The organism is Cupriavidus alkaliphilus, assembly GCF_014191175.1.
In the GTDB taxonomy this organism is placed as follows: domain Bacteria; phylum Pseudomonadota; class Gammaproteobacteria; order Burkholderiales; family Burkholderiaceae; genus Cupriavidus; species Cupriavidus alkaliphilus.
This window is the reverse complement of sequence record NZ_JACHWE010000005.1, coordinates 46,861-61,361: the sequence shown is the minus strand read 5'-3', so window position 1 is coordinate 61,361 and position 14,501 is coordinate 46,861. Positions and strand designations below refer to the sequence as shown.

Here is a 14,501-nt window from a genome sequence, read left to right as displayed (position 1 = left end):
CGGCCGCGCCGGGGGGCGGTCATGCTGTGATCCGGTATGGATAAGAGTGGCTAGGCTTGCGCGGCGGCGCGCCGCTGCGCACCCATGCGGCAGGCGATCTGGAACGCCTGTAGCGTGGCGCCGGGATCGGCGCGGCCCTGCTGCGTGATGTCGAAGGCAGTGCCGTGCGCCGGCGTGGTGATCGGCACCGGCAGCCCGCCCTGCACCGTCACGCCGCGCGAGAAGCCCATCAGCTTGATGCCGATCTGTCCCTGGTCGTGGTACATGGTGACGATGGCGTCGAACTGCCGCTGCGACGGCCCGCCCTGCACCTTCAGGAAGATGGTGTCGGCCGGGAACGGGCCGTCGGCATTCACGCCACGCTCGCGCGCCGCGGCGACGGCCGGGGCAATCACATCGATCTCTTCGCGGCCGAAGGCACCGTTGTCGCCGTTGTGCGGGTTCAGGCCGCATACCGCGATGCGCGGGCTCGCCATGCCGGCGCGGCGCAGCGCCTGGTCGATCAGGTCGATGGCGGCGCCGACGCGTTCCGGCGTGATCATCGCCGGCACGTCCTTGAGCGCGATGTGCGAGGTCACGCGCGAAGTCCACAGGCCGTCCAGCACATTGAACTCGCAGAAGTCGCCACTGTAGCCAAGCTGCTCGGCGAACCAGTGCAGCTCGTCGCTGTGGGCCATGCCGGCGGCGTGCAGCGAACTCTTGTTCAGCGGCCCGAACAGGATCGCGTCGGCCTGTCCGGCCTGCGCCAGCTCCAGTGCCAACGCCAGCGTGCCCAGGCTGTAGCGCCCGCCTTCGGCGCTGGCCACGCCACGCGCATACACCGGGTTTTCGGGCAACTGCCAGTGGTACAGGCGCGGCTGGCCGTCGGTGGCGAACGCCGGCACATCGCTCTCGGCCAGTGCCAGTTCAACCCCGGCGACCTGCATGCCGTGGCGCCATTCGGCGCGGTCAGCGATCAGCAGGATCTCGGCCTGCGCGGCGGTGCCGGCATCGGCCAGCAGCCTGGCGATCAGTTCGGGACCGATGCCGGCGGGGTCGCCCAGCACCATGGCGATTCTTGGACGGGAATGCATGAGGCTTCCGTAGATGTTATTGGTCGAGCTTGACGCCCAGTTCGGCGATCAGCTTGCCGTAGCGCGCATATTCGGCGCGCGAGAAGGCATCGAATTGCGAAGCGGTCAGCGCGCCGGGTACGGCCCCCACGTCGGCCAGCTTGCGCACGGTATCCGGATCCTTGATCACGGTCGACAGCGCGGTGCCCAGCTTCTGCAGCGTCGCCGGCGGCGTGCCGGCCGGCGCATAGACACCGTACCACGCGCTCATCTGGATGCCGGGCACGCCCGCCTCAGCCAGCGTGGGCACATTGGGCAACAGGGCCGAGCGCTGGTCGGCGGTCACCGCCAGCGCGCGCAGCTTGCCGGCCTTGATATGGCCGATGACCGACGGCATGGTCTCGAAGCTCAGGTCCACCTGGCCGCCCATCAGGTCCACCAGCGCGCTGCTGCTGCTCTTGTAAGGCACATGCAGCAGCTTGCCCTTGATCTGGCGCGCAAAGGCCGCGCCGGCCAGGTGCTGGGTGCTGCCGACCCCCGACGAGCTGTAGCGGAACTTGTCCGGATTCGCCTGGATCTGCGCCACCAGCGCCTTGACGTCGCGCGCCGTCACCTGGGTGTTGACCACCAGCACATTGGGCACGGTCGATACCAGCGCCACCGGCGCCAGGTCCTTGAGCGGATCGAACTGCAGCTTGAGCAGGTGCGGCGCAATCGCCTGCGAGGTGACCACGCCCATCAGCAGCGTATTGCCGTCCGCCGGCGCCTTGGCGGTGATGTCCGCGGCAATGGTGTTGGACGCGCCGGGGCGGTTGTCCACCACCACCGGCTGCTTCAGCTGCGCGGCAAGCTTGTCGGAAACGATACGCGCCATCACGTCGGTACCGCCGCCAGGGGCGGCGCCCACCATCAGCCGCACCGGCCGCGTGTCCTGGGCCCATGCCGCGCCCGTCGTTACCCCTACCGCGGCGGCCACCGTGGCGAGGCCGGCGAGTGCGCCGGCGATCCATGTCTTCATTGCCTGTCTCCGTCGTTTGCTGTCCGGCTCTGCGGCGCGGATGGCCAGACTATAGGAGCATCAGTGATTCGCCACTACTGATGTTTTTTGAACTGGCGATCACCTGGCGTTATACCTTGGCGCCGGCCCCGCTGGACGTGGTCGGACCCGCTTTCAGGGTAGCGACCAGCTGCCGCGCCGCCGCCGACAGGCCGCCCCCGCGCCGCGTGACAATGCCGAAGGTCTGCTGGCGCGACTGCAGCCGCACGGGCAGGATGCGCAGCATCTTCTGGCGCACGAACATGGCGGCCACGCCCGCCGGCAGCAGCGACACCAGGCCGGGATCGCCCTGCAGCATCGCCACCGTGACGAACGCCGACGAGGTCGACACCGTATTGGCCGGAAAGCTGATGCCGGCAAGGTCCAGTTCGCGCTGCAGCAGCGCATGCATCGGCATATGGCCGGCATACGTGATCCAGCGATAGCCCGCGAGGTCGGCAAACCCCATCGAGGCCGCGCGCGGCGCCGGATGCGAACGTCCCACCACCACCGCCACCTGCTCGTCGCCGAGCGGGTGGTAGTGGTAGCGGGCCGGCTCGTCGCTGACCAGCGAGCGGCCGATCACCAGGTCCAGGTGGCCGTCGTCGAGCAGTTCCAGCAGGCGGCGGCTGGTGTCCTCGATGACTTCCAGCGCCAGTTCCGGGTGCGCCTGGCGCAACTGCGCCAGCGCCGGCACCAGCACATCGGGCACCGCGCCCATGATGGTGCCGACCGCGACGCGCCCGCCGCTGCCGGCACGGATGCCGGCCACCTCGTCGCACATCGCGCCCAGGTCCGCCACCAGCTGGCGTGCGTGCCGAATCACGCAATGGCCGAAGGCGTTGGGGCGCATGCCGCGCCGCGAGCGCTCGAACAACGGTGCCTCCAGCATGCTTTCCAGCTCCTGCAGCGACTTGCTCGCCGCGGACTGGGTCATCGCCATGGCCGCGGCCGCCTGGTGCAGGGAGGCCTGCTCATCCAGCGCGATCAGCAGCTGCAGCTGCTTCACGCGCAGGCGGCCCATGAGGGTTTCCAGGGTGGATTTCATGACAAATCGGTGAGTCGCAAAAGCGATCAACAGATGGAAAGGATTCAATATACAGCCCGCCGCACGGCTCGTATATTGGCCCGACCCATTGATCGACAGCCGGAGCGAGACCATGACCCGCAGCCCCACCCCCACCGTCTACCGCGGCGTATTCCCGGTGGCGCCCACCATCTTCGACGCGCAAGGCGGGCTCGACCTCGACGGCCAGCGCCGCTGCATCGACTTCATGATCGATGCCGGCTCGCACGGTCTGTGCATCCTGGCCAATTTCTCCGAGCAATTCGTGCTGAGCGACGACGAGCGCAACGTACTGATGAAGACCGTGCTGGAGCACGTCGACGGCCGCGTGCCGGTGATCGTCACCACCACGCATTTCAGCTCGCGCCTGTGCGCCGAGCGCAGCCGCGCGGCGCAGGACGCCGGCGCGGCCATGGTGATGGTGATGCCGCCCTACCACGGCGCCACCATCCGCATGCCCGAGCGCAGCATCTATGAATTCTTCGCCACGGTCTCGGACGCCATCGATATCCCCATCATGATCCAGGACGCGCCGGTCAGCGGCACCACGCTGAGCGCGCCGTTCCTGGCGCGCATGGCGCGCGAGATCGGCAACGTGTCGTACTTCAAGATCGAGGTGCCGCAGGCCGCGGCCAAGCTGCGCGAGCTGATCGAACTGGGCGGCGACGCCATCGTCGGCCCGTGGGACGGCGAAGAGGCCATCACGCTGATGGCCGACCTGGAAGCCGGCGCCACCGGCGCCATGACCGGCGCAGGCTTTCCCGATGGCATCCGCCAGATCCTCGATGCCTGGCAGGCCGGCGACGCCGAACTGGCCGCGCAGCGCTACCAGCAGTGGCTGCCGCTGATCAACTACGAGAACCGCCAGGGCTGGCTGGCCACCAGCAAGGTGCTGATGCAGGAAGGCGGCGTGATCGCGTCGGACGCGGTGCGCCACCCGCTGCAGCCGATGCACCCGGCCACGCGCGAAGGGCTGATGCGGATTGCGCGGCGGCTGGATCCGATGGTGTTGCGGTGGGGGCGGTAAGGATTTCGGTCATCCCAGCGCCTCGCATCGAGAAGCGCCGGCCCTCTCCCCCGGCCCCTCTCCCGCACGCGGGAGGGTTGGGGAGAGGGCCGGAGCCTCCACGAAGTCACTGCGCACGCCATGCCGCCGCCCGTCCTGAACGCAAGCTCCACAACGCCTTCAAAAACCAACCATGACCCTCACCGGCAACCTCCTGATCGGCCGCCAGTCACCACGCGGCACCCACGGCACCCTCCACGCCATCGACGCCGCCACCGGCACCCAGCTGGAACCTGCCTTCGGCGGCGCCACGCCCCAGCAGCTCGACCACGCCTGCGCCCTCGCCTGGCAGGCGCTCGATGCCTACCGCGAGACCGCCCCCGAGCGCCGTGCCAATTTCCTTGAAGCCATCGCCGCCAACATCCTGGCGCTGGGCGATGCGCTGGTCGACCGCTGCGTCGCCGAGTCCGGCCTGCCGCGCGCCCGCATCGAAGGCGAGCGCGGCCGCACCGTGGGCCAGTTGCGCCTGTTCGCCAACCTGCTGCGGCAGGGCGATTTCCTGGAACTGCGCGTGGATCCTGCCCAACCCGAACGCAAGCCGCTGCCGCGCCCGGACCTGCGCCTGCGCCATATCCCGCTGGGGCCGGTGGCGGTATTCGGCGCCAGCAATTTCCCGCTGGCATTCTCGGTGGCGGGCGGCGATACCGCATCGGCGCTGGCCGCCGGTTGCCCCGTCATCGTCAAGGCGCATCCGGCGCATCCCGGCACCTCCGAGCTGGTCGGCCGCGCCATCCAGCAAGCCGCGGCCGGCATGGACCTGCCCGAAGGCACGTTCTCGCTGCTGTTCGACGCCGGCCTGGAAATCGGCCAGGGACTGGTGCGCGATCCGCGCATCAAGGCGGTGGGCTTCACCGGCTCGCGCGCGGGCGGCATGGCGCTGATGGCGATCGCAGCCGCCCGCTCCGAACCGATCCCGGTCTATGCCGAGATGAGCAGCGTCAACCCGGTACTGCTGTTCCCGCACGCGCTGGCCAGCCGCGCCGAAGCCATCGGCACCGCCTTCGCCGATTCGCTGACGCTCGGCGCCGGGCAGTTCTGCACCAACCCCGGCCTGGTGCTGGCCGTTGCAGGGGACGACCTCAACCGCTTCCTGGAGGCCGCTTCAGCGCGGCTGGCAACGCTGCCCGCGGCGACCATGCTGACGCCCGGCATCCATCGCGCCTATTGCGCCGGCGTCGCGTCGCTCTCCGGTCATGCGCAGGTACAGACCGTCGCGCGCGGCCCGGCGGGATCGGCCACGCAAGGACAGGCCGCACTGTTCACCACCGACGCCGCGGCGTTCCTCGCCGAACCGGCACTGCGCCACGAAGTGTTCGGCGCCGCCGGGCTGGTGGTGCGCTGCCGCGATCTTGCCGAGATGAAAGGCGTCATCGATTCGCTGGAAGGCCAGCTCACCGCCGCGCTGCATCTCGACGAGCCCGACCACGACGCCGCCCGCCCGTTCCTGCCCGCGCTGGAGCGGCTGGCGGGACGCATCCTCGTCAATGGCTTCGGCACCGGCGTCGAGGTCGGCCACGCGATGGTGCATGGCGGGCCGTGGCCGGCCACCGCTGACGGCCGCAGCACCTCGGTCGGAAGCCTGGCGATCGCGCGCTTCGTGCGCCCGGTGAGCTACCAGGACATGCCGGCCGGGCTGTTGCCCGCGTCGCTGCGTCCGGACAGCGCGCAGCGCCATGCCTGGCGCGTGGACGGCAAGCTGGCTGGCAGCGCCGGCTGAGGCCTAGCGCGACAGCGCCCGCAACGCATCGATCAGCAGGCTCATCGATGCGGTCGGCGGGCGTCCGCGCCGCGTGACGATGCCGTAGGGCCCCAGCTTGCGCGGCAGCGGCAACGGCAGCACCGCCAGCGCGCCAAGCCGGCCATAGTAGGCCGCGACCGATTCCGGCAACACCGCGATCAGTTCGCTGTCCGCCAGCAACGAGGTGGTCATCAGCACCGCGGCGGTCTCGATGGTCGACGGCGGCGCCGGCACGCCGGCATCCTCGAACGAGCGGTCGATCAGCGCCCGCATCGGGCTGGGGCGCGGCTGCATGATCCACGGATAGCGCGTCAGCTCCGCGAACGACAGCTTGCGGCGCCGCGCCAGCGGATGCTGCGGCCCGACCACGATCGCCAACCCCTCGTCGCCCAGCTGCTCGAACTCCAGTCCGCTGCTGTCCCAGCCATCCGGCACCCGGCCCAGCACGAGATCGAGCTGGTCGCGCTCGAGCTGCGGCATCAGCACGTCGCTGGTCTCGACATGCACCGCCACCTCCAGCCGCGGGTGATCGCGGTTGAGCTGGCGGATCACATCGGCAAGCAGCCCCGGCGTCGGCGCCATCACCGCGCCGACGCGCACGCGGCCGATCTTGCCCGATTCCAGCGCCACCAGCTCGTCGCGCAAGCCGCCCATATCCGCAAACACCAGCCGCGCGTAGCGCGTCGCCGCCAGCCCGAAGCGCGTCGGCCGCAGCCCGCGCGCATGGCGCTCGAACAACGGCACGCCGAGCAGGTCTTCCATGTCCTGCAGCATCTTGCTGACCGCGGGCTGCGTCAGCGTCAGCGCTTCCGCGGCCTGGCGCAGCGAGCCGCGCTCCTCCACCGCAAGCAGCAGGCGCAGGTGCTGCATCTTGAGGCGGCCGTGGAGGGTGCTGACGGGTGGGATCATGGGAAAAACCAGGGCGGGGATGCAAGGTCAGGCTCGCGCCTGTGATCGCAAATTCTTATCGCTTTGCCCGGGATGGTCAACCTGCGATATCACTGGGCTACCGGTAGCTGGCCTCGCTGCCATGCCCGCCCTATAGTGAATGGCGATGCGGCCGGTTGTAACGTCCTCCACTTCGGGGCCGCATCCGTTACATCCATGGGAGGCCAGCACCATGCATGGCGATGCCAACCTCACCGAGGTGACGATCCCGGCCGCCGGCGTGACCTTGCAAGCCGTCCTCGCCCTGCCGCCGGGCGCCGCGGCATTGGTGCTGTTCGCGCACGGCACCGGCAGTTCGCGCCATAGCCCCCGTAATCGCTACGTGGCCGCCGAACTCAATCGCGCCGGCATGGGCACCTTGCTGATGGATCTGCTGCTGCCCGACGAAGACCAGGTGCAGGCGATCCGCTTCGACGTCGCGTTGCTGGCCGAGCGGCTTGCCCATGCCACCAACTGGGTCACGCAGCAGGCCGGCATGCCGGCTCAGTTGGGCTACTTCGGCGCCAGCATAGGCGCCGCCGCATCGATTCGGGCTGCCAGCCTGTCGCCAATCCCGATCGGCGCCATCGTCTCGCGCGGCGGCAGGGTCGACCTGGCAGGCGCCGACGCCCTTGCCAGCCTGGCGACACCGACCATGCTGATCGTCGGCGGGCTCGATGTCAGCGTGCTGGAACGGAACGAGTCGGCTTTCGCCAGCCTGTCATGTCCGAAGAAGCTGGTGATCGTACCCGGCGCTTCCCATCTGTTCGAGGAGCCCGGCGCGCTGCAGTCGGTGGCCCGCCTGGCGGCGCAATGGTTCGAGCGCTATCTGTGCAAGGCATCGTCCTGAGCAACGCGTTGACTTTCGCCACGTTGTCTTCTCTGCTCCATCTGCCATGACGTGTCGTCTGCGATGGATGGCTGCATGTCCTTCGCGACGATGGAATCATCTGGCCCGGTGCAACTTTCCGCTTTCCCTTGCATGCCCGGAACTTTCCCCTTTGTGACAAGGCGCGAGCGACGCCGCGGGTACAATGTCCCGGCCCGTGGCCTTGCCAGGCGGGCGCATCCACGCCAATTTCTCAAGGGACAGGTCACCACCCATGCGCGACACCAGCCGGGCATTCCTCCTCGGTCCGCTGCTCAAAGGCGTGTCGCGTTCGTTCTACCTGACGCTGCGCGTGCTGCCGGCCGGCATGCGCGATCCGGTTGGGCTGGCTTACCTGCTGGCGCGTGCGGCCGACACGATTGCCGATACCGCCCTGATCCCGCCGCAGCGGCGGCTGGCGCTGCTGTTGTCATTGCGTGAGCAGATCAACGACACCGCCGGTGGTGCGGCTGCTGCCAGCGATATCGCGGCGCAAGTGGCCGGGCACCAGGAACAGTCGGACGAGCGCCTGCTGCTCGAATCGGTGGGACCTGCGCTGGCCGAGCTGACGCGGCTCGGCGCGGCCGACCGGCAAGCGGTACGGCAGATCGTGTCGACGCTGACCGAGGGCATGGAATTCGACCTGCGCACGTTCCCCGACGAACGCTCCGGCCGCGTGACCGCGCTGGGCGACTGCGACGCGCTGGATCGCTATACCTACATGGTCGCGGGATGCGTGGGCGAGTTCTGGACGTGCATGACGATCGCACACGTGCCGGTTGCGATCGAAGACAGCGGCACCATGCTGCGCCGCGGCGTTCGCTTCGGTCAGGCCCTGCAAATGACCAACGTGCTGCGCGACTGCGGCAAGGACCTGCGGATCGGCCGCTGCTACATCCCTCAGACAATGCTGGAACGGCACGGCTTGCTCGTGCCGGACCTGCTGGGTTCGGACGCCTCGGCGCGGGCGCGGCCCCTGATGTTCGAGCTGGTGCGCAAGACTCTGGAACACTTCGACGAGGCGCTGGCGTACACGCTGGCCATTCCCGTGCGCTTTGTCCGGCTGCGGCTGGCGTGCCTGTGGCCCGTGCTGATCGGCATGGAGACCTTGCTGCGCCTGGTCCACAACGACGACTGGCTGGATCCGGCAAAGGCGTCCAGGCTACCGCGCAGCGCGGTTTACCGGATCCTTGCCGGTTCGCTGCCGGCGGTGCTGTCAAACCGCCTGTTGCGCCGGTGGTGTGCGCGTCTGCGACGGGACCTCGACGCCGCCGTCGTCCGCTGACGCGCACCGGATCGTTACTACTTAGTCAGACTGGTACTTAGGCGAACGCGGCCCATACAGCAAGCCGCCGGGCTGGCCCGCGGCCAGCAGCCGGTAGCTGGTGCTGCCTGCAACGGTATAGCTGGCGTCCAAGGTGTGGTTCATCGCCTGCGTGATGGCCGCACTGATCAGCATGCCGATCAGTCCGCCGCCGCTGCTGGAGCTGTCGGTGGCCGCCACCGCGGTGCCGGACCACAAGACGTCGCCATTCTTCAGGTCGACCAGTTTGGCGTTGGCCGCCACCCGCGTCACGCTGCTGAGGATCTGATAGCGGGATCCATACTCGGTCACGGTGATATACAGCGCGGCGTCGGCGCCGAAGATCTCGCGCAGCTTGGCCGCCGGCACGGCATGGATATCGTCCGGCACCGTCAGGCCGTTCTGCCGGAAGGTTTCGTCGACCACCGCCACGGGCAACACGTAGTAGCCCGATTCGGCCAGCGGCACCGTGGCTTGCGACAGCATGGCATAGGTGGCCTTGATGTCGGGCGAGGTATTCTGCGGCGGCAACACCACGATGGAGCGCGGCCGGCTCGACTTGAAGGCGGAGTAATCCACCTGCTTGGTCGGCACGGCACAACCGGCAAACAGCACGACCACGGCCACGCCGGCGACATAGGTCAGAAGGCGGCGCATCATTGGGTGCTCCCTGCGGCGGTAACGTCCTTTGCGGCGGTGGAGCCGGCCTTGATTTCCGTGCGGGCGTCGCTGTTGACATTCCTGAGCAGGAAATCCATATAGGGCGTGGATTCCGGGAACAGGGTCTTTTCGGTCTGGAACTCCTTGATCATTTGATCGCCCTTGCCGATGTTCAGGTACAGCATGCCAAGCTGGGCGTGATAGCCCGGCGGCACCGAACCGCTCTGCGCCTTGATTTTCTGCAGGCCGCTTTCCAGTGCCGTGATCTGCGCTTCCTTGGATTCGCCCTTGAAATACTCGTAGACCTGTGCCTGGTAGCCTTCCCACTGATACATGGGCTTGGGTGCCGCGCAGCCGGCGAGCAGCAGACTGCCGGCGGCTGACATGAATGCTGCGCGGCGCAGCATGACCGTGTTCTTCATTGTTGTTCTCGTTGCGTTGAACCTTGCCGCTTATTGCGGGCCCGGCTTCCAGGCGCCCGTCTCGATGGCGCTGACCAGGTTGTTCACTGCCTCGCGCATGGCCAGGTCCATCACCTTGCCGTTGAGCGTCGAGTCGTAGCTGGCCGTACCGCCAAACCCGATCACCTCGCGGTTGGACAGCTTGTATTCGCCTGCCCCCTGGGTGGCATACACGACTTCCGAGGTGTTGATGTTGACGACGTTGAGATTGACCTTGGCATAGGCCACCTGCTCGCGGCCGCGGCCGAGGATGCCGAACAGCTGCACGTCGCCGACTTCCTTGCGGCCGAACTCGGTGATGTCGCCCGTCACCACATAGTCGGCGCCCTTGAGGCGCTGCGCCTGGTTCTTGATTGCCGCCTCGCGCTTGATTTCCGCCAGGTTCTCGCGCTCCAGCACGTTGAAGCGGTTTGTCTGCTGCAGGTGGGTCACCAGGCTGGTCTTGGCCTGACCGCTGAGGCGGTCGATGCCATCCGAGAACACCCCGCGCATATAGTTCGAGCGGTTGTCGAACTTGCCGACGGCAATCGGCGTGCGCACGCCGTGGTAGGGCCGGCTGGCGCTTTCCACCTTCTGCACCGGCAAGGCGGTCGAGGTCTCGGTAGCGCAGCCTGCCAGCAGCAGCGCGGCGGCCACGCCGAGCAGGCAGCACGATTTGATGTTCTTCACTTGATTTCTCCCTGTTGTCATTGAGCGGCACCCTGGTCCAGGCGCGCCGCCGCCGCATGGCCCGCACTGCGGCGCGGCCAGCGGCGCGCGCCATGCTACACCGTGCCGTGCAAGGGAAGATCGATCTGGATCAACGGGCTGGCGCGCCGGGTCGCATGGGGCGCAGTCCTGTCTTACGGCAGGGGCCGGCAAACCCTTAGCCACACCGGCTGACGATGCAGTAAAAAAAACCGGCCCAATGGGCCGGTTCGATGCGCTATACAGCAAGAGCGTGGCGGAAGCTCAATCCACCGTCGCCCCCGAAGCCTTCACCACCTTCGCCCACTTGGCCGTTTCCGACTTCATGAACGCGGCCAGTTGCGCCGGTTTTTCCGGGTTGGGCTCGGCGCCCTGGTCGGCCATCTGCTTCTTCACGTCGGGCATGGCGAGGATCTTCACCACTTCGGCGTTGAGGCGGTCGACGATGGCCTGCGGCGTGCCGCCGGTGGCGTACAGCGCGAACCACGAGGTGGCTTCATAGCCCGGCACGCCCGATTCGGCCACGGTCGGCACGTTGGGCAGCGCCGGCGAGCGCTTGGCCGAAGTCACGGCCAGCGCGCGCAGCTTGCCCGCCTTCACGTGCGGGTACGACGACGGCATGTTGTCGAACATCAGGCCGATCTGGTTGCCCAGCAGGTCGTTCACGGCCGGGGCGCTGCCCTTGTAGGGGATGTGCTGGATATGCAGGCCGGTCATCGAGTTGAACAGCTCGCCCGACAGGTGCATCGACGAGCCGCTGCCCGACGAGCCGTACGACAGCTTGTCCGGGTTGGCCTTGACGTAGGCGATCAGTTCCTTGATGTTGTTGACCGGCACCTTGGGGTTGGCGACCACCAGGTTCGGCACCATCGCCACGCGGCTGATCGGGGCGAAGTCCTTGACCGGGTCGTACGGCAGCTTGGAGTACAACGACTGGTTGATCGCGTGCGTGCCGATGGTGCCCATGAACAGCGTGTAGCCGTCGCCCGGGGCCTTGGCGGCGAGCGAGGCGCCGATGTTGCCGCCCGCGCCCGGACGGTTGTCGATCACCACCGGCTGGCCGAGCGCCTTGCCCAGCTGCAGGCCGACGATGCGCGCCAGGATGTCGGTGGTGCCGCCGGCCGAGAACGGCACGATCAGCGTGATCGGCTTGGTCGGATAGCCGCCCTGCGCGTGGGCCGCGCCGGCAAAGCCGGCGATGGTGGTAGCCAGTGCCACGCCGGCTGCAAGCAGGCGGCGGCGCGTGGTGGAGGTCTGGGAATCTTGTCTCATCGGTAATGCTCCGGTGCTATATCGTTCCGGCGGTGATCGGTACCGCAGGAGGTTGTGCTGAATGGCGTGATTGCCGTTCCCGAACGGAGCGCGCACACGCGCGCTGCCGGTGGGCAGCCCGTTTGCGGGCCGCCATGCGTGACGCTTGGTTAACGTCTTTTCTTGTTGAATGCTTGAGTCGCGCAGGCGGCCGGTCTTTACACCGGCGCAACGCCCAGCGTGGTGCCGCCGCACACGTACATCACCTGGCCGGTGACGAAGCCGTTGTCGGGCGACAGGAAGAACAGCGCGGCACGTGCCACGTCCTCGGGCGTGCCCATGCGCTTGACGGTGATGCTGGCAAGGATGCGCTTGGTCTGCTCCGCGCCTTCCGGATTGCTCTTGCGGAACAGCTCGGTGGCGATCGGGCCCGGCGCCACGGCATTGACGGTGATGCCGTCGCCGCCCAGCTCCATCGCCAGCGTGCGGGTCATGCCGATCAGGCCGGCCTTGGTGGCCGAGTACACCACGCGCTCGGGCTTGCCCAGCGCGGCGCGAGAGGCCATGTTGACGATGCGGCCGAAGCCTGCGGCGCGCATCGCGGGCAGGCAGGCCTGCAGCAGCAACAGGGGCGCCTGCAGGTGCAGGCCGGTCACGTAGTCAAGGTCGGCGACGGTGGCGCTGTCGGCGGTGCCGGGACGGGTGGCGCCGGCATTGTTCACCAGGCGCGTGACGGCAAAGCGCGACGTGACCTGCTCCGCCGCGTCGCGGGTCGCCTCGGCGTCGGTCAGGTCGGCCTGGAAGAAGGTCATGTTGGGATGCGACCACGCCGGCGCGGCGTAGTCGACATTGACCACCTGGGTCACGCCATCGGCCAGCAGCATTTCACAGATGGCGCGGCCGATGCCGGAACTGCCGCCGGTGACGAGGGTGGCTACGGGGAGGGACATCTTTGGACTCACTCAAAAAAACTACCGCTGTCCTGCTCCCTCTCCCGCTTGCGGGAGAGGGTTGGGGAGAGGGCGGGCGCCGCCACGAAGTGCAGGCCTGTCATGCTTGACGCTCGCCTGCCCTCTCCCCCGGCCCCTCTCCCGCAAGCGGGAGAGGGGAGACAACACTCAGCAATACACAACGACCGGGCTTAAACCCGCTCGATCACCATCGCAATGCCCTGGCCTACGCCGATGCACATCGTGCACAGCGCGAAGCGCCCGCCGGTGCGGTGCAGCTGGTACATCGCGGTGGTGACCAGGCGCGCGCCGCTCATGCCGAGCGGGTGGCCCAGCGCGATCGCGCCGCCGTTCGGGTTGACGCGCTGGTCGTCGTCGGCCACGCCCAGTTCGCGCAGCACGGCCAGGCCCTGTGCGGCAAACGCTTCGTTCAGTTCGATCACGTCGATCTGGTCCAGCGTCATGCCCAGTTGCCTGAGCAGCTTCTGCGTCGCCGGTGCCGGGCCGATGCCCATCACGCGCGGCGCCACGCCGGCGGTGGCCATGCCGACGATGCGGGCACGCGGGGTCAGGCCGTGTTGCTTGATGCCGGCTTCGCTCGCCAGCAGGATCGCGCAGGCGCCGTCGTTCACGCCCGAGGCGTTGCCGGCGGTGACGGTGCCGTCAGGACGGACCACGCCGCGCAGCTTGGCCAGCGCTTCCATGCTGGTGGCGCGCGGGTGTTCGTCGCGCTCGACCACGATCGGGTCGCCCTTCTTCTGGGCGATGGTGACCGCGGTGATCTCTTGCGCCAGCGTGCCGTCGGCCTGTGCGCGCGAGGCCTTTTCCTGGCTGCGCAGCGCCATCAGGTCCTGGTCTTCGCGGCTGATCTTGTAGTCGGTGGCGACGTTCTCGGCGGTCTCGGGCATCGAGTCCACGCCATACGCCGCGCGCATCGCCGGATTGATGAAGCGCCAGCCGATGGTGGTGTCGAAGATCTGCGCATCGCGCGAGAACGCGCTGGTGGCCTTGCCCATCACGAACGGGGCGCGGCTCATGCTTTCCACGCCGCCGGCAATCATCAGGTGGGCCTCGCCGGCCTTGATGGCGCGCGCGGCGGTGCCGGTGGCGTCCATGCCGGAACCGCACAGGCGGTTGATGGTGGCGCCCGGCACGTCCTGCGGCAAGCCCGCCAGCAGCGACGACATGCGCGCCACGTTGCGGTTGTCTTCGCCGGCCTGGTTGGCATTGCCGTAGATCACGTCGTCGACGGCCTTCCAGTCGACGTTGGCGTTGCGGGCCATCAGCGCCTTCAGCGGCACCGCGCCGAGGTCGTCCGCGCGCACCGCGGACAGGCTGCCGCCGTAGCGGCCGATGGGGGTGCGGATGGCGTCGCAGATAAAGGCTTCGGTCATGGTGCGTCTCTCTCTCTTTGTGATGGATATCGATGCCGGCGC

The 14,501-nt window shown here is 68.1% G+C and carries 14 protein-coding genes; 4 read left to right on the top strand and 10 right to left on the bottom strand.

The genetic code is table 11. The features are described 5' to 3' along the window. Positions 1–50: 50 nt before the first annotated feature. From FHX60_RS17960 to FHX60_RS17950, 3 genes are all read right to left on the bottom strand, one after another. Positions 51–1,073 carry a 4-hydroxythreonine-4-phosphate dehydrogenase PdxA gene (locus FHX60_RS17960; protein WP_183284083.1) on the bottom strand — a complete coding sequence of 341 codons (1,023 nt, stop codon included), beginning with the start codon at positions 1,071–1,073 and terminating at the stop codon, positions 51–53. A 16-nt stretch (positions 1,074–1,089) separates the two neighbouring features. Further along, positions 1,090–2,070 carry a Bug family tripartite tricarboxylate transporter substrate binding protein gene (locus FHX60_RS17955; RefSeq protein ID WP_183284082.1) on the bottom strand — a complete coding sequence of 327 codons (981 nt, stop codon included), beginning with the start codon at positions 2,068–2,070 and terminating at the stop codon, positions 1,090–1,092. Positions 2,071–2,179: 109 nt separating this feature from the next. Continuing rightward, entirely contained in the window at positions 2,180–3,136 is a 957-nt protein-coding gene (locus FHX60_RS17950; RefSeq protein WP_183284081.1) for a LysR substrate-binding domain-containing protein, read from the bottom strand. A 112-nt stretch (positions 3,137–3,248) separates the two neighbouring features. Here FHX60_RS17950 and FHX60_RS17945 point away from each other — a divergent pair, with 112 nt between their 5' ends. Both FHX60_RS17945 and FHX60_RS17940 read left to right on the top strand, forming a co-directional pair. Beyond that, complete coding sequence (locus FHX60_RS17945) at positions 3,249–4,181, top strand: dihydrodipicolinate synthase family protein (RefSeq protein WP_092316161.1); 933 nt, start codon at positions 3,249–3,251, stop codon at positions 4,179–4,181. Between the two features lie 172 nt (positions 4,182–4,353). Next, positions 4,354–5,937: an aldehyde dehydrogenase (NADP(+)) gene (locus tag FHX60_RS17940; protein WP_183284080.1), complete on the top strand. Its 1,584-nt coding sequence runs from the start codon at positions 4,354–4,356 to the stop codon at positions 5,935–5,937. Between the two features lie 3 nt (positions 5,938–5,940). On the opposite strand, the gene FHX60_RS17935 is transcribed toward FHX60_RS17940, so the two are convergent. Continuing rightward, positions 5,941–6,867: a LysR family transcriptional regulator gene (locus FHX60_RS17935; RefSeq protein ID WP_112777254.1), complete on the bottom strand. Its 927-nt coding sequence runs from the start codon at positions 6,865–6,867 to the stop codon at positions 5,941–5,943. 211 nt (positions 6,868–7,078) lie between these two features. On the opposite strand from FHX60_RS17935, the gene FHX60_RS17930 reads away from it, so the two are divergent. Together FHX60_RS17930 and FHX60_RS17925 are read left to right on the top strand one after the other, a co-directional pair. Then, positions 7,079–7,735, top strand: a complete 657-nt coding sequence (locus tag FHX60_RS17930) for a dienelactone hydrolase family protein (RefSeq protein WP_183284079.1) — start codon at positions 7,079–7,081, stop codon at positions 7,733–7,735. Between the two features lie 253 nt (positions 7,736–7,988). Continuing rightward, the gene (locus tag FHX60_RS17925) at positions 7,989–9,038 is read left to right on the top strand and encodes a phytoene/squalene synthase family protein (RefSeq protein WP_183284078.1); all 1,050 of its coding nucleotides are present in this window, start codon (positions 7,989–7,991) and stop codon (positions 9,036–9,038) included. Positions 9,039–9,059: 21 nt separating this feature from the next. On the opposite strand, the gene FHX60_RS17920 is transcribed toward FHX60_RS17925, so the two are convergent. The 6 genes from FHX60_RS17920 to pcaF all read right to left on the bottom strand — a co-directional run bounded on the left by FHX60_RS17920 (position 9,060) and on the right by pcaF (position 14,459). Next, positions 9,060–9,716 carry a DUF799 domain-containing protein gene (locus FHX60_RS17920; RefSeq protein ID WP_183284077.1) on the bottom strand — a complete coding sequence of 219 codons (657 nt, stop codon included), beginning with the start codon at positions 9,714–9,716 and terminating at the stop codon, positions 9,060–9,062. Further along, positions 9,713–10,138 (bottom strand): DUF4810 domain-containing protein, encoded by a 426-nt coding sequence (locus tag FHX60_RS17915; RefSeq protein WP_112777250.1) that lies wholly within the window; start codon positions 10,136–10,138, stop codon positions 9,713–9,715. Before FHX60_RS17915 ends, FHX60_RS17920 begins: the two co-directional genes overlap by 4 nt. A 30-nt stretch (positions 10,139–10,168) precedes the next feature. Beyond that, positions 10,169–10,867 (bottom strand): CsgG/HfaB family protein, encoded by a 699-nt coding sequence (locus FHX60_RS17910; RefSeq protein ID WP_221210061.1) that lies wholly within the window; start codon positions 10,865–10,867, stop codon positions 10,169–10,171. Between the two features lie 261 nt (positions 10,868–11,128). Further along, the gene (locus FHX60_RS17905; protein ID WP_092316187.1) at positions 11,129–12,136 is read right to left on the bottom strand and encodes a Bug family tripartite tricarboxylate transporter substrate binding protein; all 1,008 of its coding nucleotides are present in this window, start codon (positions 12,134–12,136) and stop codon (positions 11,129–11,131) included. 197 nt (positions 12,137–12,333) lie between these two features. Continuing rightward, the gene (locus FHX60_RS17900; protein WP_183284075.1) at positions 12,334–13,065 is read right to left on the bottom strand and encodes an SDR family NAD(P)-dependent oxidoreductase; all 732 of its coding nucleotides are present in this window, start codon (positions 13,063–13,065) and stop codon (positions 12,334–12,336) included. Positions 13,066–13,256: 191 nt separating this feature from the next. Further along, complete coding sequence (gene pcaF, locus FHX60_RS17895; protein ID WP_092316191.1) at positions 13,257–14,459, bottom strand: 3-oxoadipyl-CoA thiolase; 1,203 nt, start codon at positions 14,457–14,459, stop codon at positions 13,257–13,259. Positions 14,460–14,501 lie beyond the last annotated feature (42 nt).

Bases quoted from the DNA above. Each gene is read 5' to 3' on its own strand.
- FHX60_RS17925 (WP_183284078.1), top strand. From the start codon at position 7,989: ATGCGCGACACCAGCCGGGCATTCCTCCTCGGTCCGCTGCTCAAAGGC.
- FHX60_RS17935 (WP_112777254.1), bottom strand. From the start codon at position 6,867: ATGATCCCACCCGTCAGCACCCTCCACGGCCGCCTCAAGATGCAGCAC.
- FHX60_RS17950 (WP_183284081.1), bottom strand. From the start codon at position 3,136: ATGAAATCCACCCTGGAAACCCTCATGGGCCGCCTGCGCGTGAAGCAG.
- FHX60_RS17920 (WP_183284077.1), bottom strand. From the start codon at position 9,716: ATGATGCGCCGCCTTCTGACCTATGTCGCCGGCGTGGCCGTGGTCGTG.
- FHX60_RS17955 (WP_183284082.1), bottom strand. From the start codon at position 2,070: ATGAAGACATGGATCGCCGGCGCACTCGCCGGCCTCGCCACGGTGGCC.
- FHX60_RS17945 (WP_092316161.1), top strand. From the start codon at position 3,249: ATGACCCGCAGCCCCACCCCCACCGTCTACCGCGGCGTATTCCCGGTG.
- FHX60_RS17940 (WP_183284080.1), top strand. From the start codon at position 4,354: ATGACCCTCACCGGCAACCTCCTGATCGGCCGCCAGTCACCACGCGGC.
- FHX60_RS17900 (WP_183284075.1), bottom strand. From the start codon at position 13,065: ATGTCCCTCCCCGTAGCCACCCTCGTCACCGGCGGCAGTTCCGGCATC.
- FHX60_RS17960 (WP_183284083.1), bottom strand. From the start codon at position 1,073: ATGCATTCCCGTCCAAGAATCGCCATGGTGCTGGGCGACCCCGCCGGC.
- FHX60_RS17905 (WP_092316187.1), bottom strand. From the start codon at position 12,136: ATGAGACAAGATTCCCAGACCTCCACCACGCGCCGCCGCCTGCTTGCA.
- pcaF (WP_092316191.1), bottom strand. From the start codon at position 14,459: ATGACCGAAGCCTTTATCTGCGACGCCATCCGCACCCCCATCGGCCGC.
- FHX60_RS17915 (WP_112777250.1), bottom strand. From the start codon at position 10,138: ATGAAGAACACGGTCATGCTGCGCCGCGCAGCATTCATGTCAGCCGCC.
- FHX60_RS17910 (WP_221210061.1), bottom strand. From the start codon at position 10,867: ATGACAACAGGGAGAAATCAAGTGAAGAACATCAAATCGTGCTGCCTG.
- FHX60_RS17930 (WP_183284079.1), top strand. From the start codon at position 7,079: ATGCATGGCGATGCCAACCTCACCGAGGTGACGATCCCGGCCGCCGGC.